The organism is Exiguobacterium sp. EF_C8, from assembly GCF_054956715.1.
Window position 1 is genome coordinate 2,076,961 of record NZ_CM143264.1, and the last position, 24,128, is coordinate 2,101,088.

21 protein-coding genes and 2 pseudogenes are annotated in these 24,128 nt (G+C 49.2%); 3 read left to right on the plus strand and 20 right to left on the minus strand.

Annotation, left to right across the window (positions count from 1 at the left end; all coding sequences use genetic code 11):
* Window positions 1-4 precede the first annotated feature (4 nt).
* The 7 genes and pseudogenes from rsmB to gmk all read right to left on the minus strand — a co-directional run bounded on the left by rsmB (window position 5) and on the right by gmk (window position 7,115).
* Window positions 5-1,336 (minus strand): 16S rRNA (cytosine(967)-C(5))-methyltransferase RsmB, encoded by a 1,332-nt coding sequence (rsmB, locus tag ACY2IG_RS11195; RefSeq protein ID WP_462617934.1) that lies wholly within the window; start codon window positions 1,334-1,336, stop codon window positions 5-7.
* Window positions 1,333-2,253 carry a methionyl-tRNA formyltransferase gene (gene fmt, locus ACY2IG_RS11200; RefSeq protein WP_035409509.1) on the minus strand — a complete coding sequence of 307 codons (921 nt, stop codon included), beginning with the start codon at window positions 2,251-2,253 and terminating at the stop codon, window positions 1,333-1,335. The genes rsmB and fmt overlap by 4 nt, the downstream gene beginning before the upstream one ends.
* A gap of 72 nt (window positions 2,254-2,325) precedes the next feature.
* Window positions 2,326-2,715 (minus strand): annotated as a pseudogene (def, locus tag ACY2IG_RS11205) (peptide deformylase); the annotation flags it as partial.
* A gap of 9 nt (window positions 2,716-2,724) precedes the next feature.
* Window positions 2,725-5,049: a primosomal protein N' gene (priA, locus tag ACY2IG_RS11210; protein WP_462617935.1), complete on the minus strand. Its 2,325-nt coding sequence runs from the start codon at window positions 5,047-5,049 to the stop codon at window positions 2,725-2,727.
* Window positions 5,046-6,236, minus strand: a complete 1,191-nt coding sequence (gene coaBC / locus ACY2IG_RS11215; RefSeq protein ID WP_035406877.1) for a bifunctional phosphopantothenoylcysteine decarboxylase/phosphopantothenate--cysteine ligase CoaBC — start codon at window positions 6,234-6,236, stop codon at window positions 5,046-5,048. Before coaBC ends, priA begins: the two co-directional genes overlap by 4 nt.
* Before the next feature lie 56 nt (window positions 6,237-6,292).
* A complete protein-coding gene (gene rpoZ / locus ACY2IG_RS11220) occupies window positions 6,293-6,496 on the minus strand; it encodes a DNA-directed RNA polymerase subunit omega (RefSeq protein WP_029342114.1) in 204 nt (67 codons plus the stop codon).
* 1 nt (window position 6,497) lies between these two features.
* Window positions 6,498-7,115 carry a guanylate kinase gene (gmk, locus tag ACY2IG_RS11225; RefSeq protein ID WP_174316772.1) on the minus strand — a complete coding sequence of 206 codons (618 nt, stop codon included), beginning with the start codon at window positions 7,113-7,115 and terminating at the stop codon, window positions 6,498-6,500.
* A gap of 169 nt (window positions 7,116-7,284) precedes the next feature.
* On the opposite strand from gmk, the gene ACY2IG_RS11230 reads away from it, so the two are divergent.
* Window positions 7,285-8,976 carry an Rqc2 family fibronectin-binding protein gene (locus ACY2IG_RS11230; RefSeq protein ID WP_035406875.1) on the plus strand — a complete coding sequence of 564 codons (1,692 nt, stop codon included), beginning with the start codon at window positions 7,285-7,287 and terminating at the stop codon, window positions 8,974-8,976.
* Between the two features lie 63 nt (window positions 8,977-9,039).
* Here ACY2IG_RS11230 and ACY2IG_RS11235 read toward each other — a convergent pair whose 3' ends face one another.
* From ACY2IG_RS11235 to ACY2IG_RS11250, 4 genes are all read right to left on the minus strand, one after another.
* Window positions 9,040-9,951, minus strand: a complete 912-nt coding sequence (locus ACY2IG_RS11235) for an FUSC family protein (protein ID WP_035406871.1) — start codon at window positions 9,949-9,951, stop codon at window positions 9,040-9,042.
* Window positions 9,948-10,850: a DUF4097 family beta strand repeat-containing protein gene (locus ACY2IG_RS11240; protein WP_035406868.1), complete on the minus strand. Its 903-nt coding sequence runs from the start codon at window positions 10,848-10,850 to the stop codon at window positions 9,948-9,950. The genes ACY2IG_RS11235 and ACY2IG_RS11240 overlap by 4 nt, the downstream gene beginning before the upstream one ends.
* 204 nt (window positions 10,851-11,054) lie before the next feature.
* Complete coding sequence (locus tag ACY2IG_RS11245; RefSeq protein WP_035406865.1) at window positions 11,055-11,744, minus strand: metal-dependent hydrolase; 690 nt, start codon at window positions 11,742-11,744, stop codon at window positions 11,055-11,057.
* Window positions 11,745-11,763: 19 nt separating this feature from the next.
* Window positions 11,764-11,898, minus strand: a complete 135-nt coding sequence (locus tag ACY2IG_RS11250) for a winged helix-turn-helix transcriptional regulator (protein ID WP_349677888.1) — start codon at window positions 11,896-11,898, stop codon at window positions 11,764-11,766.
* A gap of 282 nt (window positions 11,899-12,180) precedes the next feature.
* On the opposite strand from ACY2IG_RS11250, the pseudogene ACY2IG_RS11255 reads away from it, so the two are divergent.
* Together ACY2IG_RS11255 and ACY2IG_RS11260 are read left to right on the plus strand one after the other, a co-directional pair.
* Window positions 12,181-12,643 (plus strand): annotated as a pseudogene (locus ACY2IG_RS11255) (VOC family protein).
* A gap of 29 nt (window positions 12,644-12,672) precedes the next feature.
* The gene (locus tag ACY2IG_RS11260; RefSeq protein WP_035406862.1) at window positions 12,673-13,644 is read left to right on the plus strand and encodes a zinc-binding dehydrogenase; all 972 of its coding nucleotides are present in this window, start codon (window positions 12,673-12,675) and stop codon (window positions 13,642-13,644) included.
* A gap of 111 nt (window positions 13,645-13,755) precedes the next feature.
* On the opposite strand, the gene ACY2IG_RS11265 is transcribed toward ACY2IG_RS11260, so the two are convergent.
* The 9 genes from ACY2IG_RS11265 to ACY2IG_RS11305 form a co-directional block, all read right to left on the minus strand.
* Window positions 13,756-14,565 carry a GNAT family N-acetyltransferase gene (locus tag ACY2IG_RS11265; protein ID WP_462617936.1) on the minus strand — a complete coding sequence of 270 codons (810 nt, stop codon included), beginning with the start codon at window positions 14,563-14,565 and terminating at the stop codon, window positions 13,756-13,758.
* A gap of 81 nt (window positions 14,566-14,646) precedes the next feature.
* A complete protein-coding gene (gene pyrE, locus ACY2IG_RS11270; RefSeq protein WP_369792029.1) occupies window positions 14,647-15,288 on the minus strand; it encodes an orotate phosphoribosyltransferase in 642 nt (213 codons plus the stop codon).
* Window positions 15,276-15,977, minus strand: coding sequence for an orotidine-5'-phosphate decarboxylase (gene pyrF / locus ACY2IG_RS11275; protein WP_375091903.1), 702 nt, complete (start codon window positions 15,975-15,977; stop codon window positions 15,276-15,278). Before pyrF ends, pyrE begins: the two co-directional genes overlap by 13 nt.
* Entirely contained in the window at window positions 15,952-16,881 is a 930-nt protein-coding gene (locus tag ACY2IG_RS11280; protein WP_462618722.1) for a dihydroorotate dehydrogenase, read from the minus strand. Before ACY2IG_RS11280 ends, pyrF begins: the two co-directional genes overlap by 26 nt.
* Window positions 16,881-17,612 carry an iron-sulfur cluster-binding protein gene (locus ACY2IG_RS11285; RefSeq protein ID WP_308101770.1) on the minus strand — a complete coding sequence of 244 codons (732 nt, stop codon included), beginning with the start codon at window positions 17,610-17,612 and terminating at the stop codon, window positions 16,881-16,883. The genes ACY2IG_RS11280 and ACY2IG_RS11285 overlap by 1 nt, the downstream gene beginning before the upstream one ends.
* Window positions 17,609-20,818, minus strand: a complete 3,210-nt coding sequence (gene carB / locus ACY2IG_RS11290) for a carbamoyl-phosphate synthase large subunit (protein WP_035406847.1) — start codon at window positions 20,816-20,818, stop codon at window positions 17,609-17,611. Before carB ends, ACY2IG_RS11285 begins: the two co-directional genes overlap by 4 nt.
* A complete protein-coding gene (locus ACY2IG_RS11295) occupies window positions 20,811-21,899 on the minus strand; it encodes a carbamoyl phosphate synthase small subunit (protein ID WP_056062324.1) in 1,089 nt (362 codons plus the stop codon). The genes carB and ACY2IG_RS11295 overlap by 8 nt, the downstream gene beginning before the upstream one ends.
* A complete protein-coding gene (locus ACY2IG_RS11300; RefSeq protein ID WP_056062328.1) occupies window positions 21,892-23,163 on the minus strand; it encodes a dihydroorotase in 1,272 nt (423 codons plus the stop codon). Before ACY2IG_RS11300 ends, ACY2IG_RS11295 begins: the two co-directional genes overlap by 8 nt.
* A complete protein-coding gene (locus ACY2IG_RS11305) occupies window positions 23,147-24,082 on the minus strand; it encodes an aspartate carbamoyltransferase catalytic subunit (RefSeq protein ID WP_462617937.1) in 936 nt (311 codons plus the stop codon). Before ACY2IG_RS11305 ends, ACY2IG_RS11300 begins: the two co-directional genes overlap by 17 nt.
* Window positions 24,083-24,128: the final 46 nt, after the last annotated feature.

The window sequence follows — 24,128 nt, forward strand, 5'->3', positions numbered from 1 at the left end:
CGTATCAATCTTCTCGTTTCTTAAACGCGGCAATGTAGAAGCCATCCGTTCCGACTGTCGTCGGTAACAACTTGAGTTCTGCTCGATCTCCGATTAGATGCCGCACGGATTCTGGCATGCGTTCCGCGAAAGATGCATCAAAGTCAAAACCCTGATCGAGAATGAACGCTGTCTGCTCCTCGTTTTCGGTCGGATCAATCGTACAAGTCGAATAGACGAAGATTCCACCTTTTTTAACGAGTGGTAAGACAGATGTCAAGATGTCTCGTTGAATTTTTGGGAGTTGCTCGAGTTGTTCTGGACGTTTCGTCCATTTGATATCCGGTTTTCTTCGAATGACACCAAGTCCTGAACAAGGTGCATCGACAAGAATCCGGTCAAAGGATTCGCTTTCGAAGCGTTCCCCTGCTTTACGGGCATCTAACGCTTCTGCTCGAACAGTCGTAAGACCTAATCGTGTCGCTTGCTGTTCAATCAATTTAATCTTATGTGGATGAAGATCAAGTGCCTGTAGTGTACCCGTCGTCAAACCTTCAGCAATATGCATCGCTTTCCCACCAGGTGCGGCACAGCTGTCGAGTACATGATCGGATGCTTCTGCACCAAGCGCACGGGCGACGAGCATTGAGCTCTCATCCTGAAGAGAAAGATACCCACGGTCAATCAGATCAGTTTTTTGGACGCTTCCTCGTTCGATTTCGAGACCGTCCGGCGCGACCGTGGATGGTTTTGCCGTCACACCTTGATCGAGTAGAAGCTCGATTGCTTCCTCCCGCGTCGTTTTCGTGCGATTGATACGGACCGTGACCGGTGCCGGTGTGTTATTCAATTGACAGATCTGAAGCGTTTCTTCCGGACCAAACAGTTCGATCCAGCGTTCGACGAGCCACTGCGGGTGACTCGTTTCGATGCTGATTCGTTTTGCAGCAGGCTCAATCTCAGCGAAATGAGGCATTCCCGCCCGTAATACATTCCGTAGCACTCCGTTGACGACTTTCGAGACATGGACTTTCCCACGTTTTTTAGCAATTTCAACGGCTTCATGAATGACGGCATGATCCGGTACACGATCGAGATAAAACAACTGATAGACACTCATTCGTAACAATGGGCGCATGAATGGATCAAGTTTTTTCTGTTTCGCTAAATATGGTTCTAAAATATAATCAAGCGTCAATTCACGACTGAGCGTCCCGTAGACGAGTTCCGTGAACAAGCCGACATCTGACGCCGAGATGGCGCGTTTTTCAAGCATTTGGTGGACCGTAATTGTTGAGAAGGCGCCACCTTGTCCGATTTTCATTAATGTCGTTACTGCTGCGTCGCGTACATTCATGCGTTCTCACCTACTTGTTGTCCGAGTTCAAGCGATTGACCAATCCCGCGCATGAACGTGGCACCATCCATCCGTTTTTTGCCGGACGGCTGTAAGTCGATCAGCTTCAACGCTGTTTCGGAACCTGTCGCGATGACGGGACCATCCGCTTCTAATGCGATGATTTCACCCGGTCGTCCCGTTCCTGAGACTTTCGTTGCGAAAAAGACTTTTAAGCGGTCGTTCCCAAGCATCGTATACGTACTCGGGAATGGATTCATCCCACGAATTTGATCGTAGAGTGTCTCACCCGGTAGCGTAAAATCAAGTCGTTCCCGCTCACGTGAAATGTTCGGCGCAAATGTCGCTTCTTCCTCGACTTGTGCTTCCGGTGTCAATTCACCTGCTAACAGACGTGGTAACGTTTCAAGTAACAGGCGCGCTCCTGCGTCCGCTAACTTCTCAAACATCGAACCGGCTGTATCGTTCTCTTCGATTGGAACGATGATTTTTGACAACATATCACCTGCGTCTAGCCGATCGACCATATACATGATCGTCACACCTGTCTCTTTTTCTCCATCGATGATCGCTTGATGAATCGGTGCACCGCCACGATATTTCGGTAAGAGTGACGCATGGACGTTGATTGCCCCAAAACGTGGTGCTTCGAGAATAGCGGTCGGTACGATCTGACCGTAGGCTGCCGTGATAATGAGATCTGGTTTTAAATCAAGAACATCTTGATAATCCTCTCGAATTCGTTTCGGTTGCAACACAGGAATATCGTGTTCCATCGCGACGAGTTTTACAGGCGTCGGTTTGACTTCCCGTTTTCGTCCGACTGGTTTATCTGGTTGTGAGACGACACCGACGACGTCATACCCGGCATCGATGACTTCACGTAGCGTTCCTGCCGCAAACTCAGGCGTCCCCATGAAGACGACGCGCGGCTTTTCTTGCTCGACGAGTTTATCCGTGAACAGGACACCATCTAAATGATCCATCTCGTGTTGGATGGCACGTGCAAAAAAGCCGTTTGCTTTGATTTTAACCGTCCGCCCGAGACGATCTTGAGACTTGACGACGATTCGGTCGAACCGTTCAACCGGTCCGAAGATGCCCGGCATACTGAGGCAGCCTTCGTCATCGATTTGCGAACCGTCCGCTTCGATGATTTCCGGATTGATCAGCTCGATTGGTCCCGTCTCATCATCGGTATGAACGACGGCTACACGAATCGGCTGGTTGATTTGCGGTGCGGCTAAACCAACCCCGTCATATTCGTACATCGTATCGAACATCCGGTCGATCATTTTACCGAGTTTTTTATCAAACTTCGTGACAGGTTCACACACCTGTCGTAATACATCATTTGGTACTTCTACTACTTTATACATACAGACACCTCACATGAATACAAATGGATTCAAGTCAATCGCGACTTGTGTTTTTGATTTTTGACGACGGGATAAGATATCACGGAGATGTGTCCGGACATCCTCCTGTCCTTTATGTTTAATTAAGACCTGTTGCCGGTACATATTTTTGAGTCGAGCGAGTGGTGCATCAAACGGTCCATTGACGACTAAATCCTCAGATTCAAAGGCACGAAGCTCGGAAGCGATTTGCTGCGCTTCTGCTTGTGCTTCGAGCGGATGCGCTGCTGAAACTGTAATCAGACCAAGGAACCAAAATGGTGGGTGCCCACCGAGCTTTCGCAATTGCATCTCTCGCTTATAAAACGTTTCGAAATCATGCTGTTTGGCCGTTTGAATGACGTAATGCTCCGGGTTGTAGGTCTGGATAATTGACTGACCAGCGAGTTGACCCCGTCCGGCACGACCGGACACTTGGGTGATCAACTGAAACGTACGCTCACTTGCTCGAAAATCCGGAATACCAAGCGTCGCATCGGCAGCAATCACTCCGACGAGTGTAACGTTCGGAAAGTCGAGACCTTTTGCGATCATCTGTGTTCCGAGCAGAATGTTTCCTTCCTTGCGTTCAAAGGCATCGAGTAATTTCTCATGCGCACCTTTACGCGACGTCGTATCCTGATCCATCCGGATGATTCGCGCCTCCGGAATCAAGTGTGCCAATTCTTCCTCAATCTTTTGCGTACCCGTTCCGAACTGACGAATTTTCGTCGATTCACAGGACGGACAAGTTTTCGGCATTGCGGCTTCAAACCCACAGTAGTGGCATTTCAAGCGATCTTCATGTTGGTGATAGGTTAAATTCACGGCACAATGCGGACATTGTAGCGTCTCCCCGCAATCCCGACATAAGACGAAGGTCGTATATCCGCGACGGTTCAGGAGTAAGACGGTTTGTTCCCCACGTTCGATGCGTTCTTTGATGCCTTCGACTAGCGCGAGGCTGAACGGCGTACGATTGTCCCGTTCGAGTTCCTTACGCATATCAACGATGTCGACTGGAGGCAGTTCCCCACCGAATCGTTCACGAAGCGGTAAGTAACGATAAACCCCTTTTTGTGCCCGTGCATACGTCTCGAGTAACGGTGTTGCACTTCCGAGCACGACGGGACAACGATGATAGGCTGCCCGCCATTTTGCGACGTCGCGCGTATGATAGCGCGGATTCTCTTCCTGCTTATAAGTTGTTTCATGTTCTTCATCGAGAATGATGATTCCGATGTTCGTCAGCGGCGCAAACACAGCAGACCGTGCACCGACGACGACATCGACCTCGCCTTGGGCGATTTTGCGCCACTCATCATACTTTTCTCCGAGCGATAGACCGCTATGCAAGACAGCGACCCGTTCTCCGAAACGGCGTTTAAACCGTTTGACCATCATCGGCGTCAGACTGATCTCTGGGACGAGCAAGATCGCTTGTCTACCGCGTTCGAGTTGTGCATGAATCGATTCAAGATACACTTCCGTCTTACCGCTTCCTGTTACGCCATGTAACAAAAACGTTCCGGTCTCAGCTTCGGCCGTAATCGCCGAGACAGCTTCCTGTTGCTTTTCCGTCAAAGAGGACGGCACAAAGATGTCTTGGACGAGATGTTCATAAGGATTTCGCCGAACATCGATCGTCTCGACTTGAATGATGCTCTTTTTCTCGAGAGCGTTCAACGTCGCGCTCGTTGCGCCCGTTGCCTGCTTGACTTCACTCCAAAGCGCATCCGGAAATTCTTGAATATACGAGTAAAGTGCCGCTTGTTGGCTCGCTTGTTTCGTAAAAGTTGCTTGCTCCTCTAGAAGACGAATCCGTTTATCGATCTTAGACGTCTTTTTCTCGCGAATGACCGGTTGAAGCGTCACGTCAGCTTGTTTCGCCGCTGTTAAGACGATTTGTTGGACTTCCGTTGGCAATTGACTCATTTTCTTGCCATGATATGCCCGAAGTGGGCCCGACTCGACTATGACCAGTTTATCATAACTCACCTTTAAGGCAGCCGGCAGCATCGCAAGCAATGCCGTCGCTTGAAAACACAAAGTCGTTTCCGATAGATACGCCGATAACTCGAGTAATTCCTGTGTATAGGTCGGGGTCTCATCTAAGACACGGACGATCGATTTGACGTTCGTCAGATCAGACGTTGCTTTCGTTCCGACGACGATTCCAAGCAACGCCCGTGGACCAAATGGTACTTCGACGCGCATACCGGGAACGATCAGCTCTTGCCAGAGTTCTGGAACGGCATAATCGAACGGACGATTGACCGTTGCTGCTGCGACGTCAACGATGACTTCGGCTATCATGCCAATGCCTCCGCGAATTGGCGCATGAGCGATTTGGCGAGCGTCGATTTCAATTGTTGATCGTATCGCGTGACGGAATCGTTCTTTCCAAAAACGACGACTTCATTTTCATCACTGACGAATCCGATATCAGATCGTGACACATCATTCGCGACAATGAAATCGGCTTTCTTTCGGACGAGTTTTTGTTTAGCGAACGTCTCGACATCCGTCGTCTCAGCCGCAAATCCGACTAATAGCTGATGTTGTTTCTGCTCACCAAGCGTCTTCAGAATATCGGTCGTCTCTTCGAGTTCAATTCGAAGTGGTCCGTGGATTTTTTTCTGCTTCTGATCGTACTGGATAGACGGTCGATAGTCAGCTACGGCAGCGGACATGATGACGATGTCTTGCGTTTCATAATCACGTAACATGGCTTCAAGCATCTCTTCTCCTGATTCAACAGCAATCGTCGCTATCCCGGTCGGTAATCCGATCCGAAGTGGTCCATGGACGAGCGTGACATCGGCACCTGCGTCTCTTGCCGCCTCTGCTAGCGCAATTCCTGTCTTTCCGGAAGAATCATTCGTCAAGTAACGAACCGGATCAATCCGTTCCACGGTCGGTCCCGCACTGATCAAGACTTTTCGTCCGGCTAGATACTTCTCTTCAAAGAACGTTGAGAGTGTTGCGACTAAGTCTTCCGGTTCAGGTAAACGACCTTTCCCGACCCAACCACATGCGAGATTTCCGACTCCCGGTGCAATCACCTGGACACCGTCCTGCTTCAGTTGTTCGATGTTGCGGACTGTCGCCGGATGTTCGAGCATGTTGACATTCATCGCTGGTGCGACGATGACGGGACATGTCGCTGCAAGGATCGTCGTCGTGATGAAATCATCCGCGATCCCGTGCGCGAGTTTTGCAATTAAATTCGCGGTCGCTGGTGCGACGACGATCAGGTCCGCTTCGTCCGCTAAATCGATATGGGCGATCTTTGACGGATCATGCTCGATGAAGACGTCATCATAGACCGCTTTTCGCGTCAGTGCTTCAAACGTCGTCTTACCGACGAATTGTTGCGCATTACGCGTCATCGCGACTTGAACGTGTGCGCCTGCTTGAACAAGCTTTGAAGCGAGTGCTGCTGATTTGTAGGAAGCGATTCCACCGCCGACACACAGTAGAATGTTTCGGTTGGTTAACATGTAGGTGTCCTCCTTATTGAAAAAAACAGCCACGATGACAAGTGGCTGCTTCAAAATTAGTCTTGCGGTTGGTTCGTGACGGATACTTCTTCGAAATAAAGCTCTTCTAAAGCTTTCCCGACCGGTTTATGCGATTTTGGGTTCGTGACTTTCACGCGTTTCCCGTCTTGGATTTGACGCGCACGCTTAGCGGCAACTGTAACGATTGTATATTTCGACGGTACTTTCTTTTGAAGCTTATCAACTGATGGATATAACATATCACTTAACCTCCATGGCTTTTTTATATAGGGACGCGACACGTTCCCGACTGCAATGTTCCGCTGTGACGATTGCTTGGATCCGGTCACAGGCTTTATGAATTTCGTCGTTCGTCACGACATAGTCATAGGCATCCATCATCTCGATCTCTTCCTTAGCGACGAGAAGACGTTGCTTAATGACTTCCTCCGATTCCGTTCCACGCCCTACGAGGCGGTTCCGTAATTCTTGGAGGCTTGGAGGTGCAAGGAATAAGAAGACAGCTTCCGGAAAATGTTCTTTGACCTGCATGGCCCCTTGAACTTCGATTTCGAGAATGACGTCTTTTCCTTCATCTAGGATCTGGTTCACCCATTCGACAGGTGTTCCATAGTAGTTCCCTACGAATTCAGCATATTCCAAGAGTTGATTGTTCGCAATCATCTCTTCGAATTCTTCACGCGATTTAAAGAAATAGTGGACACCATCTACTTCTCCTTCACGCGGTTGGCGCGTCGTACAGGATACCGAGTAATGCAGATCGTTATCCTGATCTTCGCGCAAGGCACGACAGACCGTTCCCTTTCCGACACCACTTGGACCAGATAATACGAGTAATAAGCCACGCTCTTTGAAAATCACTTCAAAAACCCCTCCATCTCACAAACTTCACATTGTTTCATATTAGCAGTAGAGATAGGAAGTTCGCAAGTCATCTTTTTTAGCTCGACTGCTTTATCATACCATAACGATGCCATTTCTGTTACCTTTAGAAAGTGAGAACGAAATCAAGAAAGAAGGTAATCGTATGGCTTTTGACGGATTGATGACGACACGCGTCGTCAAAGAACTCCAACCGCTCGTCGGAGGACGGATCAATAAGGTATACCAACCATATACATTGGATTTAGTATTCCAGGTCCGGGCCGAGCGAAAAAACGTATTGTTGCTCGCCTCTGCGAATGCCATGTATGCACGGATGCACATTACGTCGGAAGCGGTCAGCAACCCGAGTGAACCCCCACTCTTCTGTATGATGCTTCGCAAGCATGTCGAAGGCGGATTCATCGAATCGATCGAACAACTCGAACGCGACCGGATCATTGTCTTACGTGTCCGTTCCCGCAACGAACTTGGCGATGAGGAAGCGAAAAAAATCTATGTCGAGTTGATGGGACGACACTCGAACATCATTTTGACCGATGGACAAGATAAGATCCTCGATGCGATCAAACACTTACCACTCAGTCAAAATACATTCCGGACGATCATGCCAGGGATGACCTATCAACTTCCACCAGCACAGGATAAAGTGGATCCACTCACAGGAGATATCGAAAAGGCACTCCACCGAATCGACTGGAACGCTGGGAAACTGGATCGCCAGTTACTTGGTCTCTTCAGTGGTCTGTCTCCACAAATTGCTAAGGAAGTCGTCACGCGGGCAGGTCTTGCGAACCGGACGAATCTTGCTACCGCTTTCCAGGACGTCTTAAAAGAACTAAACGGTCCTTATGTATTGCAACGGATGGAAGGCGGCAAGGAACGCTTTGCACCGGTCCGCTTAACGGAAGGTTCAATCATTGACGAAAAGACGTTCGCGACGAGTGGTCAAGTCCTCGACGCATTCTTCCATCAAAAAGCAAACCGCGATCGTGTCAAACAACAAGCGGCCGATCTCGAACGGTTCATCAAGAGTGAGTACGATAAGAATATCTTAAAGCGCTCAAAACTCGAAAAAGATTTAGAAGCGACGTTACGAATGGATGAATGGAAGCATAAAGGAGAACTGCTGACGACTTATCTCTATCAGCTCGAACGCGGGATGAAGGAAGCAACCGTCGTCGATTACTATGATCCAGACGGTGCTGAAATCACGATCTCGCTTGATCCCCGCTTCTCGCCAAACGAGAACGCACAGCGTTATTACAAACGGTATAACAAATTAAAAACCGCCAAAGTCGAAGTCGCGCGCCAGCTTGAGAAGAACCAAGCCGAGATTGCGTACTTCGAAGGTTTGCTTGCCCAACTCGATGTCGCATCCCCGGAAGATATCCGGGAAATGCGCGAGGAACTCGTCGAAGAAGGTTATCTGCGCGAACGACAAAAGAAGAAAAAGAAACCACAACTCCCACAACTCGAAGAATATCGTTCTTCGACCGGCCTTCCATTCTTCGTCGGAAAGAACAATAAACAAAATGATTACGCGACGTTCAAGTTTGGACGTCGGTCCGATACGTGGTTACACACGAAGGATATCCCAGGATCGCACGTCATCATTCAAAGTGATGCACCGGATGAGACAACGTTAAAAGAAGCAGCGATTGTTGCCGCCTACTACTCGAAAGCACGTGAATCGAGCCAAGTCCCAGTCGATTTTACGGAGTTACGATATGTCAAAAAACCGAGTGGTGCAAAACCCGGCTTCGTCATCTATACGGATCAAACGACACTTTACGTCACACCTGATCCAGATGTCGTCCAATCCTTACGTCAATGACGCTACACAAAAAAGCGCTGTTTTTCCTAAATATCACTTAGGAGAGACAGCGCTTTTTCATCTTCACTTCATTTTTTCTAACTGTTCCCGGTAATCGAGCAAATGCCCATGGATGATATCCTTCGCCTCGCTTAATTCTTGATCGAATGAGAACATCGCTTGTTTTCGTTCGTGGGAGAAGATGACATCGTAATGATGGCTGAGTAAGAAATCAATTTCCTGGCCGAGCGTCTTTTCCTGTTCTTCTGTCATCGGGATATCCCGATGACTGGCAATGCTTTCAAGCAAGACGAGCAACTTGTCTTCAAGATCGACAAGCTCCTTCAGTCGGATGAACGCTTCACTTTGACCGCTTGCCATCAATGGATATTTTTGATCTTCTTGAAGCATCAACATCATTTCTTCATGTTTGAGAATTTGTTTCCGAACGGCAAGCAGCCTCGTATCATCTTGCACGAGACTCCGCCAATCTTCCATCAACTGTTGCGTCGTTTTTTTGACAAGCAAGAGTAAACGATCCTCATAATGTGGCGGGAAGACGATGTAATTGATGAGGACAGCAGATAACACACCGACGACAGTCAACAACGAACGTGATAATGCATAGTGGACGTAGTCGGCGGTCGGACTCTCGAACATCAACACGATGGCAAAGGCCGCGAACGTCGACATATCCGTTCTTCCAATCATCGAATTAAGGACGAGCGAGACAATTACGGCGAGTCCAATCGTCAGCGGATTCGCCCCAAGTGTCGCAACAATCGCAAGACCACACATTAATCCAAGTACTGTTCCGAAAATCCGGTTGAAGACGATTTTAAACGACCGATGAATCGTCGGTTGCATGGCAACAATTGCTGCGACAGCCCCCATTCCCGAATAAATATCGAACACATACCAGGAGATACTAAGCGCAAGAGCTACCGCGATACCGGTCTTGACCGTTCGTAGTCCAATCCGAAACTTTAATTTCACTCGAGCGTCACCTGCCCGACTTCACTATTGACTGTCACTTCCGGTTTTTCTTGTTTCGACAGTTCATAAATTGTCTCATCCTTATTCTTTTGTTTCGTATATCGGTCAGAGGCTTTAATATCGCCTCCTGTGTCAATCGTAATCGTACCGGCTGATTTATTTGGTTTTAGCTTCGTCGCGCCGTCAATCGTTGTGACGTCGAGACTCAACTTCGCCACATATTCCGCAAGAGAAACACTTTCACCTGTCACTTGCGCATGGACGGCATCCATCTCTTTGATGGAAATCGCACGTGTTGCATTCAGTGTAATCTCATCACCTTTTACTTTATCGAGACTCATCGCTTCTCCGTCCATCTCGATCGTTTTTGCGTAGATGCCCATTCCTTTAAGTGTTCCAGCATCGACATCGACACGGTTCATATAACTCGGTAGTCCCACTTGAATCGTATAGTCTGCTGTTTTTTCGCTCGGACGATTGCCGAGTCGAGACAGCCAACCATCTCGTCCTGTCACCGTTACCGTATTCGTCGATGTACTGATTTTCAGTCGTTTTCCACTCGATGCACTATCGACGAGTTTGATTTGGACGTTTCCGTCTGTGCTTCGAACGAATTGTACCGTTGCGTGCGGTGCCTCGATAGCGAGAGACTTATAGCGATTCGTCGTCTTGAATGTTTCGCCGCGCGATAACAATTCCGTTGAGACGAGCAATGTAATCGAATAGATGACGACAAGTCCGAGAACGACACCACCGTATAAATAAAGCGGTCGCTTCACTGGTCCTTTTTCTCCAATGCGGTTCAACCGTGCATCCATCTTTTGTTTTTGTTTATTTTTTAAGCGTGTGAACGACGATTGTTTTCGTTTCCGCACACTCCTACTGTTATGCTCTTCCATGTCAGTCCCTCCATCTCATGTCTACCATTATTCCGAATATCTGAATCGGCTGTCAACAGCCCCTTCTTATCATAGAAGAAGTTCACCGTTTCGCCATCGGGCGGAAGAAGGAAGCATAATCGGATGAACTACAGATATTCCAGAAGAATAATCGACAAAAAGGAGAGGAACCTTGACGTTTCCTCTCCTTTGCTTAAGAACGGATTATAATTCGAGTGACTCGCCGATCGCGAGTAAATGACCAGTTTGACCTTGCGCTTCAATTTGTTCACAGAATGCGTTCGCATCTTGTTTGATTAAATCAAATGTATCGTAGTGGATCGGTACGACTGCTTTCGCTTGCAACATATCTGCAGCGATCAACGCATCATCCGGACCCATCGTGAAGTTATCACCGATCGGTAAGAAGGCTAAATCGATTTCGTGATGGGCGCCATAAAGGGCTAAATCCCCGAACAGTGCCGTATCGCCTGCGTGATAGATTTCTTTGCCTTCGATTGTCAGCAAGAATCCAGCCGGCATCCCCATATACGTAATGGTTTGTTTCTCTTCATCGATGATGCTTGATGAATGGAATGCCTGTGTCATCTTTACTTTACCAAACGAGAATTCAAACTGTCCGCCAAGGTTCATCGGGTGGACATTCAATCCTTTGAAGCTTAAATACGTTGCCAACTCATGCGTAGCGATGATCGTCGCCCCCGTTGCTTTCGCGATTCGCTCTGCATCAAGCATATGATCGGCATGCGCATGCGTCAAAAGAATGAAGTCCGCCTTGACGTCATCGGGATTCGTCGTCGCTTTATCGTTACCACTAAAGAAGGGATCGATGACGAGATGGTGACCATTCGTTTCAATCGTTACTGTTGACTGTCCATGATAAGTTAGCTTCATCTAGTTCACTGCCTCTCGATTAGGATTCGGATAATTGATTCCCTTCCCCCCATGCACATAAACCTTTCATGACCGGTTGTAGTGTAAATGACGCCTCTGTCAATTTGTATTCGACGTGCAGAACGGCTTCATCATACTCAATCTGCTCAATTATTTTGAGTCGTTCAAGTTCCTACAACTGATCAGTCGAGACTTTCCGAGAAATCCCGGGAATGGCACGTTGTAACTTAAAAATATTTCGTATCTTTCTCTAACGTGCAATATAATTGTGAACGCCATTTTCCGCCGATGATGGCGAGCTCCCGATTGACCGGAAATTGTTCAGTCGACATGTTGTTCTCTCCCCCAAAGTCGTTACTTCAAAGTGCGTACTATGAAATGGAGTGTATCGCAGGTTAAAGTATGCTTAAATCATTTTGCAAAAAGAGTGTTAGACATGACGTATCCATATAATTTTTCGCACATCGGTCTTTCCGTGCCGAATCTCGACGAAGCTGTTCGTTTTTATCAAGAGATGAAGGACTGGTATATTATCATGGAACCATTTGATGTCCTCGAAGATGATTCTACCATCGGTGTCATGTACACAGACGTCTTTGGTACATGATGGGACAAGTTCCGGATCGCCCACATGGCGTCAGATGATCGCATCGACATCGAGTTGTTTGAATTCCCGAACAATGAACAATCCGAGAGTAATTGCGAATTCCTGAAACAGGTATCTTGCATTATAAGGTTCAAGGCCCAGATGTCGAAGGGTTCGTCGAAAAAATCGTCCTCACGGCGGTAAACAACGGATGTCGATCTGCGAATACTATCCAGGAGACAAACCTTACCGGATAGTCTACTGTGAGGATCCATTTGGTAATCTCGTCGAAATTTACTCTCACTCATATTAACTCACGTATTCGAAAGGAGCTTATTAAACATGAAAGCATGGTTAAACCACTCAGGTACAGCCATTGATCAATGGACATTCGAAGAGGTCAAGACACCGACGCCAGGAGAAGGACAAGCCTTGATTCGCGTCAAGACGGTCGCACTGAATCCCGTCGACTATAAGGCAACCAAAAATCCAGCTTGGACGTTCCCGCATATTCCGGGCGTTGACCTAGCGGGTGTCGTCGAACAAATCGGACCCGGCGCAGAAGTGAAAATCGGCGATCGTGTAGCGATTCATACGAACCTGCAACGCGATGGTGCTTTTGCTGAATACGTACTTGTTGATACACGTGCTCTTGCCCCGATTCCAGAAGACGTCTCATTCGCTGAAGCCGCTGCGATTCTTTGCGCAGGCATGACAGCTTATGAAGCGATCGTCCAAAAGATGAATACGACAGGTAAAGAGACGATTCTCATCCATGCTGGTGCAGGTGGTGTGGGTGGCATCGGCATTCAACTCGCAAAACGCCTGGGTCTTAAGGTCGCGACGACTGCTTCGACGGAAAACCATGAGTGGGTCAAGCGACTCGGTGCCGATCTTGCCATCGACTACAAAAAAGAAAATGTAACCGAGGTCATTCGCGATTGGACGAATGATCGCGGCGCTGACTTGATTTTCAATACGGTCGGTCGAAATGAAGCAACAGCAGATCTCGGACGTCTTGCCTTCTCGGGTCAACTCGCCTTCATCGCCGGCGGTCCTGATCAATCGGTCGTCAAGCCGTTCACGCTCTCCCCTTCGATCCATGAAGTAGCACTTGCGGCTGCTTATGCAAGCGAAGATGACCGCGCGATCCGAAACCTTGGTCATATGGCAAGTGAATTATTACAACTGGTCGCAACGAAAGAACTCGATCCACTCGTCACAGAGGAGATTCCAGCAGCGGACATCGTCAAAGGATTACAACGTCTATCTGAACGTCACGTCCGTGGTAAAATCATCGCTAAATTTAACTAATACTTGCCGCGGCACAAAACAGCCGACTGTCCTTAGATAATAGGACGGTCGGCTGCTGTCGTACTCTATTTTTTAATTCCTGAACGTTGACTGAAAAAGCATCAGCCATGTTCACCGGTAGCGTTCTTGTTTTTTGATATGTAAGGATCGTCCGACTAACTCGAAACCGACATGCTGATAGATTTTATTCGCTGTCTGGTTCGACCAATCGGTATAGAGCGTCACGACCAGATAAGACTGTAGGAGGTGTTCAGATAGTTTTGCGACAAGATAAGAAGCATATCCATTCCCACGTAGTTTTTTCGGCGTATAGACGTAAGAAATCGTAATCCCAGTTTGCGTGGGACGTGTCGCTGCCGCCATCGCGACGAGCGTATTTCCGCTAAACAATCCGAACAAGCTTCCTTGCTGAATGTGTCGCGTCATTGACTGATGGAGTTGCGTAAGCTGTCGATCAGATGGACGCGTTTCGACCTCATATAAAAATCCGGACGCAAATTCTAAGGCTTGTTGTCCTTCATCGTTCGAAACCGGTCGGAAGACGACGTTCTCCGGAACATGTGGCATCTCGACCTTCGTCAATGCATACATCCCTTGTTCCATATGTACCTCATACATGGAATGTGGGAGTAAAAGCGGCGCTAAGATGGCCTGTTCTCCGACGAATCCTGGACTATCCAGAATTCGCGCAAGCTTTCGAATCCCTTCTTGCGAGAACATATCCCCTGCGACGATGACTTGCTCCGGTATCGTTTGCAATATGACGAGACGATGATCGCCTTCTTGTGCCGTTGCCATCAAGAGCGGTTCATCCCCACGTTCTAATATACCTAGAATCAACTGATGCGTATCTGGACGTTCAAGCAGAAACGGGAGGACGACCATTTTGAATTGTTCATAATCACGATAATGCGTCACCATAGTCGACGACCTCCTTTATTTCTATAGTGTACCAAATCATGCACTAGAAATCGTAGGTCGTCCGACGGAATCTATCTGTTTTTACACGTTTGCGGTAAAACGTTCGCTCCAAGCAACTGGGTCCTTCGACCAATCTGCCAATTGTTCCTGTTCTTCTACCGTGATATCCCCTTGTTGTTGTGCCGTTTCGAGTAACGCTTCGAACGTCAGTAATGCATCCGCGTCAATCTTCGCGTCTCGGAGATTGTTCTTCAAGCGTTCCATCCCGTAAGAGAAAATCGCTTGAATCCGAATGACGTTCGCTCCCTTTGCTTGGAGTGCTTCCGCTGCCTCGATCGCAGACATCCCCGTTGATAATAAGTCTTCGATGACGACGACGCGTTGGCCTGGTTGAATAACACCTTCGATTTGATTACCTTTCCCATGTTTCTTGCTGCCACTACGCACGTAGACCATCGGTAACCCTAATCGTTCCGCGACGAATGCCGCGTGAGGAATACCTGCTGTCGCTGTCCCGGCAACGACTTCGATTCCTAAATCCTTCACTTTCTCAGCGAGGGCATCGGCAATCAAAGAGCGGACTTTTGGGTACGAAAGTGTCAACCGATTATCGCAATAGATCGGAGAACGGAGCCCACTTGCCCACGTATACGGATCGTTTGGAGATAACGTGACGGCTTTGATACGGAGTAATGCATTTGCAATTGGATTTACCATGATAATTGCCCCTTCCATTCTTCGAGTAACGCCTGATAGACCTGTTCTGGTTGTTTGGCACGTGTAATCGGGCGACCAATTACTAAATCCGTCGCTCCATTTCGACGCGCATCAAGAACGGTCGCGACTCGCTTTTGATCATCTGCTTCATTACTAGAAGGACGAATACCTGGTGTGACAAAACGGAAGCCCGTTCGGCAAACTTCGATTAGTTCAGGAAGATCGAGCGCCGAACAGACGATACCATCTAGTCCGGCTGCTTCTGCCAGTTGCGCATACTCACGAACGACTGCTGGCATCGCTCCTTCAACCTTTAAGTCGCGTAACATCGCTTCATCCGTCGATGTCAACTGCGTCACGCCGATTAGTTGTGTCTTAGCATTCGTTTCACGAAGTCCTTCTCGCGCCGCGATCATCATCTCTTTCCCACCGGCAACATGGACGTTCGTCAATTCAACACCTAATTGCCCGATGATGCGCATCGTCCGGCGCGCCGTCTCTGGAATGTCATGGACTTTGACATCGAGGAATACAGCGTGCCCACGCTCGACGAGTTTTTGGACGAACGATCCCCCTGCAGCATAAAATAATTCCATCCCAACTTTTACGGCTGGTCGTGTCTCTTCGAACTGTTCGAGGAACGAAAACGCTTCTGCTTCGGTCGGAAAATCAAGCGCGATGTAAAGTTGATTCATATGCTTTCCCCCTGATGTCTAAAATATGGTCGATGCTGAGTTCATCCATGCGATCCGGTAACTGCTGGATTAATTCTTGACAGATGTATGGATTGACGAAGTTTGCGGTACCGACGGCAACAGCGGAAGCCCCAGCGTATATCATTTCTAAGACGTCATCGACTTCCATCACGCCACCCATCCCGATAATAGGAATCGAGACAGCTTGTGCGACATCATGAATCATCCGAATCGCGACTGGCTTGATGGATGGACCGGATAATCCACCAATCCGGTTGGCAAGGATTGGCTGTCCCGTTCGGACATCGATTCGCATCCCAACGAGTGTGTTGATCATCGTCAGCCCGTCTGCACCTGCTGCTTCGACGGCACGTGCCATCTCGACGATTGAAGTGACATTCGGTGAAAGCTTAACGTAAACCGGTTTGGTCGAGACCTGTTTGACTCGACGCGTTAATTCAGCGGCAAGCAACGGATCCGTTCCGAACTGGATTCCACCTGATTTGACGTTCGGACAGGAGATATTTAATTCCAATGCATGAATTCCAGGGTGACGGCTCATTTTTTCTGCGACAAGCTCATACTCTTCTGGTGTCGATCCGGCGACATTCGCAATGATTGCTGTATCAAACGTCTCAAGGAACGGTAGTTTTTTCGTTAAGATACCATCGACACCCGGATTTTGGAGACCGATTGCATTCAACATCCCCATTCCACTCTCCGCGACACGCGGCGTCGGATTTCCGTAACGTTCTTCGCCCGTCGCTGCTTTGATCATGATTGCCCCAAGCTCTGATAGATCATATAACTTCGCGTATTCCTCACCGAATCCAAAACATCCAGATGCCGGCATGATCGGGTTTTTCAAGGAAAGTCCTGGCAACTCGACACGTAATCGTTCCATCATAATACGACCTCCTCTGCCCGAAAGACTGGACCATCGGAACAAGTCTTGACGTACCCGCCTGTTGGTGTTTTACAGACACAGGCAAAACAAGCACCGATGCCGCACCCCATTCGATTTTCGATGGAGAGATACTTATGCTCAATCGGTTGTTGCTGGAGTGACCGCAACATCGGCTCTGGTCCGCAAGCGAGTAACACATCATAGCTTTCCGGATGTAAGGCAACCGTAACGAACCCTTTCATTCCATGCGTTCCATCAACCGTCGAGACCGTCGTCTTACCAAGTGCTTGGAATTCCGCTTCGTAAAAGACACTCGTTGCCGTATCAAATCCTAGAATCGCTTCACACGTCACACCACGCGCGACAAGTTGGCGCATCGTCTCATACAGCGGCGGTACCCCAATCCCTCCACCAACGAGAACGACCCGTTGATCTCGGTTGATGGCGTCGATCGGAAAACCGTTTCCGAGTGGTCCGAGGGCATCGATTTTGTCGTCGGGACGCAAGGAAGCTAGTTCTGCTGTCCCTTGTCCGATTTCTTTAAAGAGAAACGTAATCAGATCACGATCGACCCGAGCAATCGAGATCGGTCGGCGTAAGAGTGGACCGACGCGTAGATGCATGAATCGCCCCGGCGCAATGTCCTGCGGTTGCTCGAGGCGACAGACGAGTTCTGTCGCGCCTTGAGCTACCGTTCGTCGAGAGACGACCGTCAAGAGTTGCTTCATTGGATCACCACTTTCTTTTCGTGTGTGAAGGCTTGAATCGCACTCGCTTCGAACGAGCGACTCTCGATGACGCGTAGAATCGCTTCCGCCGTATCGAGTGATGTTAGACAAACGACTTGATTCTCCGCTGCTGCCCGGCGAATGATGAAGCCGTCTTTCGTGACTTGTGAGTCGCGACTCATCGTATTGATGACATACTCGATCTCCCCTTTTTCAATCACGTCGAGCATCGATTCGGAAGACGAGTCGATTTTACCGACCGTCTGAACCGGTAACCCTTGCTCCGTCAAGTACGCTGCCGTTCCTTCCGTCGCAAGCAACGTGAATCCAAGTGAGGCAAAGCGTCGTGCGAGATCCGTCATTTCTGCTTTGTCCGGGTCTGCGACCGTCAAGAGAACACGACCGTGTTCTGGAATCGCCATCCCTGAAGCAAGCAATCCTTTGTAGAGTGCTTTTTCAAGTGTTCGGTCTGTTCCGATGACTTCTCCGGTCGATTTCATTTCCGGTCCGAGCGTCGGGTCGACTTCTTTAAGCTTCGCAAACGAGAAGACCGGTACTTTGACCGAGACGAGCGATTCTTCCGGTAGGACACCACTTGTTAACCCGTAAGAAGCGAGCGTTTCACCGAGAATGATGTCCGTCGCGAGCCGCGCGACCGGAAGTCCCGTCACTTTCGAGATGAATGGCACCGTCCGGCTGGCACGCGGATTGACTTCAAGAACATAGAGTGCGCCGTCCGCATAGACGAACTGGATGTTGAGCAATCCTTTGATGCCGAATGCTTTGGCGATTCGTGTCGTGTAGTCGACGATCCGGTCCTTGATGTCTTGGGAGACACGTTGTGGCGGATAGACTCCAATCGAGTCACCCGAGTGAACACCGGCACGTTCGATATGCTCCATGATGCCTGGAATGACGACATCTGTTCCATCACAGATCGCGTCGACTTCAAGTTCGATTCCTGTCAGGTAACGGTCGACGAGGACCGGTCGTTCCGGTGAGGCGATGACCGCGTGTTTCATGTAATGTTCCAGTTCTTCTTGTGCATAGACGATTTCCATTGCCCGACCGCCGAGGACATACGATGGACGAACGAGGACCGGGTAACCGAGTGACGCTGCTGCCGTGACCGCTTCTTCGACCGTGACGGCCGTTTTACCTGGTGGCTGTGGAATGTCGAGCGCCGTCAACGCTGCTTCGAACTGTTTTCGGTCCTCTGCCCGGTCTAAATCCTCAAGCGATGTCCCGAGGATTTTTACACCTTCTGCTGCTAATGACTCAGCTAAGTTGATTGCTGTCTGTCCACCGAACTGGACGATGACACCGAGCGGACGTTCATTTCGGATGACTTCGAGGACATCCTCCGTCGTTAATGGTTCAAAGTAGAGTCGATCGGAAATCGAGAAGTCGGTCGACACGGTTTCCGGATTGTTGTTGACGATAATTGCTTCATAGCCAGCTTGACGAATCGCTTGAATCGAATGGACTGTCGCATAGTCGAACTCGACTCCTTGACCAATCCGGATCGGACCCGATCCTAAGACGAGGATCGAAGAACGATTCGTCGCGATTGCCTCATTTTCGCGTTCGTATGTTCCATAGTAGTACGGTGTATCAGAAGCGAACTCTGCCGCACACGTATCGACCATTTTATACACTGGATGAATCGCTTGCGCTTCACGCATCCGGCGAATCTCTGTTTCCGTTTGTCCTGTGATCCGGGCGAGCATTGGGTCACTGAATCCATACCGCTTCACATGAAGTAGCAGTTCAGGTGTCAAACCGGTAGCGACCGATTGCTCAAGTTGCCAAATGTGCTGTAGCTTTTCGAGGAATAAGCGATCAATTGCCGTCCAAGCATGAATCTGTTCGACGCTATAGCCGCGGACAAAACCAGCGTATAAGGCGAAAAGTCGATCATCTGTCGCCTGGCGAATCGCTTGTTGCAAAGCATCATCTGCCATTTCGATGAAGCGTGGCATGTACAAATCCGCTGTACCGATTTCAAGCGAACGAACGGCTTTCAGTAATGCCTCTTCCATCGTCCGCCCCATTGCCATAACCTCACCGGTCGCCTTCATCTGTGTCCCGAGCGTCCGATCTGCCGTTTCGAATTTATCGAACGGCCAGCGCGGAATTTTGGCGACAACATAATCGAGTGCCGGTTCGAACGAAGCAAAGCTCGTCTCGGTGATCGGGTTCTTTAATTCAGATAAGGCATACCCGACGGCAATCTTTGCAGCAAGTTTTGCGATCGGATAACCGGTCGCTTTTGAAGCAAGTGCGGACGAGCGGGAAACACGTGGATTGACTTCGATGACATAGTAGTCAAAGCTCGTCGGATCCAGCGCGAACTGGATGTTACATCCACCTTCGATACCGAGTGCGCGAATGATATCGAGCGAGACGTTACGTAGCAGTTGATAATCGCGATCCGATAACGTTTGCGTCGGAGCAAAGACGATCGAGTCTCCGGTATGAACACCGACCGGATCGAAGTTTTCCATCGCACAGACGATGATGGCTTGGTTCGTTGCATCACGCATGACTTCAAATTCGACCTCTTTCATCCCAGCAATTGATTTTTCAAGGAGTACTTGTGTTGCCGGACTTGCCTTGAGTCCCCCTTCGACGATTCGCGTGAACTCTTCCGGTGTATGGGCGATTCCACCACCCGTTCCTCCGAGTGTATATGCTGGACGGATGATGATTGGTAGACCAATCTGTTGTCGGAATTGTTGTGCTTCTTCGAGCGAATGCACGATTTCACTATCCGGTACGCCATGTCCGCGTCTAAACATCAGTTGACGGAACAAATCACGATCTTCTGCCTCTTCGATTGCTGATAATTTCGTTCCGAGCAACTCGACATTGTATTCAGCTAGGACACCAAGACGATCTAGTTCAACAGCCAAGTTCAGACCCGTCTGACCGCCAAGTGTCGCAAGTAAGGCGTCTGGTCGTTCCTTCCGGATGATCCGCGAAACGAACTCTGCTTGAAGAGGCTCGATGTAGACACGATCAGCAACTGTTGGATCTGTCATGATTGTCGCTGGATTCGAGTTGACGAGGATGACTTCATATCCTTCTTCCTTTAAGGCTTGACACGCTTGTGTTCCTGCGTAGTCGAATTCAGCGGCTTGTCCGATTACGATTGGACCGGACCCGATAACGAGAATCTTCTGGATATCTTGACGTTTAGGCATGAGAGACCTCCTGTTGTTTCGTGATTTCTTCTAAAAACTGTTGGAATAGACCGTTCGCATCCATTGGACCGGGTGATGCTTCCGGATGATACTGGACGGAGAAGACAGATGCTGACGTATGACGGATGCCTTCGACCGTTCCATCGTTGATTGCGAGATGCGTTACTTCAAGCACTGTATGTTGCAATGATTGTTCATCGACGGCATATCCATGGTTTTGCGACGTGATGTCGACGCGACCTGTCCGGATATCTTGGACGGGATGATTCGCACCCCGGTGACCGAATGGCAGTTTGAACGTATCCGCGCCATGTGCTAGTGCAATCAACTGGTGCCCAAGACAAATTCCGAAGATGACGACTTTCCCTGTCAATTCTTGAATCAGCGGAATTGCTGTCGGGACATCCTTTGGGTTCCCTGGTCCGTTCGACAGCATCACACCGTCTGGACGATAGCGTAAGACTTCCGTTGCGCTCACGTCGTATGGTACGACGACAACTTCACAGCCGCGTTTGACAAGTTCGCGGACGATTCCGAGCTTCGCTCCGAAGTCGACGAGAACGATTCGTGGTCCAGCTCCTGGGATGATATACGCCCGTTCCGTTGAAGCACGTTTGACTTGATCCGTCTCGATTGGTGCATCTTGCAGGTGGCTTAATTCCTCTTCTAGGTCGAACTCTCCATCAACGAGTCGGCCGCGCATGACGCCTTTCGAGCGGATATGTCGTGTTAACTGTCGCGTATCGATTCCACTTAATCCTGGAATATCAAGATCTCGAAGAGCTGCATCGAGCGACATCTCACTGCGGAAGTTCGACGGTGTTTGGCAATGTTCGCGGACAATCAATGCTTTAGCGAGTGGACGCGTCGTTTCATAGTCTTCTCGATTGACTCCGTAATTGCCGATCAACGGATTCGTCAGCACGATCATCTGATCACAGTAAGATGGATCCGATAGCATCTCTTGATAACCAGTCATTCCGGTTTGGAAGACGACCTCTCCTGTTGTTGTCGTGTCCGATCCAAACGCCGTTCCTTCAAACGTCATACCATCCTCTAACACCAGTGTCCGTTTACGCATGTGCTATGTCCTCCTTGAATACGATTTCTCCCTTGACGAGCGTCATGACCGGGAATCCTTTTAACCGTTCTCCTGCGAACGGTGTGTTCTTACCTTTTGAACGGAACCGTTCCGGTGAAACCGTCCGCTCCGTCTCTAGATCAAGCAGGACTAAGTCTGCTTCCGCCCCCACTTCGAGTTTGCCGTAAGGTAGTTCAAAAATCGCTGCTGCCTTGTCCGTCAAATTCCGAATCAGTGTCTCAAGTGTCATCTTGCCTTCAGCGACAAGCTTCGTATAGAGGAGCGGGAATGCTGTCTCGAATCCTGTGATGCCAAACGGGGCGCGTTCGATACCGAGTGCCTTCTCTTCTGCTGCATGAGGAGCGTGATCCGTTGCGATGCAATCAATCGTTCCGTCTGCTAATCCTTCGAGCAATGCTTGGCGATCTGCCTCACTCCGCAGTGGTGGATTCATTTTAAAGTTCGGATCCTGATTCGATATGTCTTCATCGATCAATACAAGATGGTGCGGTGTGACTTCTGCTGTCACTCGGATCCCTGCTCGTTTGGCGTCACGAATGACGCGAACGGATTCTTTCGTCGAGACATGACAGACGTGATAATGACAGCCGGTTTCTTCTGCAATCAGGACATCACGTGCGATGTGGATACTCTCAGCAAGCGATGGAATACCTTGCAACCCTTCCCGTCGACTGTAGTTTCCTTCGTGCACACATCCTGCTTTTAACGAATCATCTTCGCAGTGGGCAACAATCGTCTTCCCGAGCCGTGCTGCTTGTTGCATTGCCGTTCGCATGACGGCTGCCGTCTGGACCCCGACACCATCATCCGTGAATGCCACGGCATCCGTTAATTGATCGAACGCGACGAGTTCTTGTCCGAGTTGATTTTTTGAAATCGCCGCGTAAGGCAAAACCCGGACAGATGCCGTCTCTTCAATCTTTTGGAACAATGCATCAAGTGTTTGACGATCGTCCGGTACGGGACGCGTATTCGGCATCGGACAAATCGTCGTAAATCCACCAGCTGCCGCAGCTGCCGTACCTGTCGCAATTGTCTCCTTATGTTCGCCGCCCGGTTCCCGCAGGTGGACATGGATGTCGACGAATCCTGGTGCAACGAATAATCCGGAAGCATCAATGACCGTTTCCCCAACTTGCGGTATTGCTGCTAAGTCCGTGATTTTTCCAGCTTCGATTCGAATATCCCCTGTTCGAACTTGTCCAGCCTCGTACCATCTCGCATTTTCAATTCGTGTTGTCATTTGCATCGTCTCCTTTGATTGTTTTCATCGAAAAGCACCATTCCAGAATCGCCATTCGCGCAAAGACACCATTTTTCATCTGTTCAAAAATCCGCGATTGCGGGTGTTCGACGAGTTCGTCGGCAATCTCGACTCCGCGATTGACCGGTGCCGGATGTAGGACGATCGCTGAAGGTTTCAGTCGATTCATCCGCTCATGCGTCAATCCATGTGTGACGTGATAGACATCTGGATCAAACCGTGTCGTTCCGTCATGCCGTTCGTGCTGGACTCGAAGCAACATCAAGATGTCACACTGTTCAACTGCTTCGTCCATTGAAAGATACGGTATTCCCATCGCTTCGTCATACCATTCGCGTGGTCCTGATCCATAGACGATGGCGCCAAGTCGTTTTAAGATATCGGCATTCGATCGAGCGACACGACTATGTTGTAAATCCCCACAGATGACGACTACTTTTCCTACAATCGTTCCAAACGTCTCGACCATCGTCATCAAATCAAGCAAGGACTGCGATGGATGCTGTCCGCTCCCGTCTCCTGCATTGATGATCGGAATATCGAGTGTCTGCATCAATTCTTCATAATAACCGGTGTCACCGTGACGAATGACCAATCCATCGGCGCCAATCGCTTCGAGTGTTTTGCACGTATCGTGTAACGTCTCCCCTTTTTGCACGGATGACGTCGCTGTTTCAAACGGCAGTAGATGCATGTTCAAGCGATGCTCTGCCATTTCAAAGGAAGAGCGTGTCCGCGTCGAGTTTTCAAAAAACAGATTGACGAGTGTCTTGTCGGAAAAGTCTGGTGCCGGTTCGCCTTGTTTAAAAGCGAGACTACGTTCAATCAACGAATTGATCTCCGTTATGGATAAGCTTTCTAAATTGACGAAATGTCGGGTTTGCAAGATCGTTTTCATGTATTTCACTCCTTCAGGTCATGAAAAAGGCGCACCTTCTAAGTGA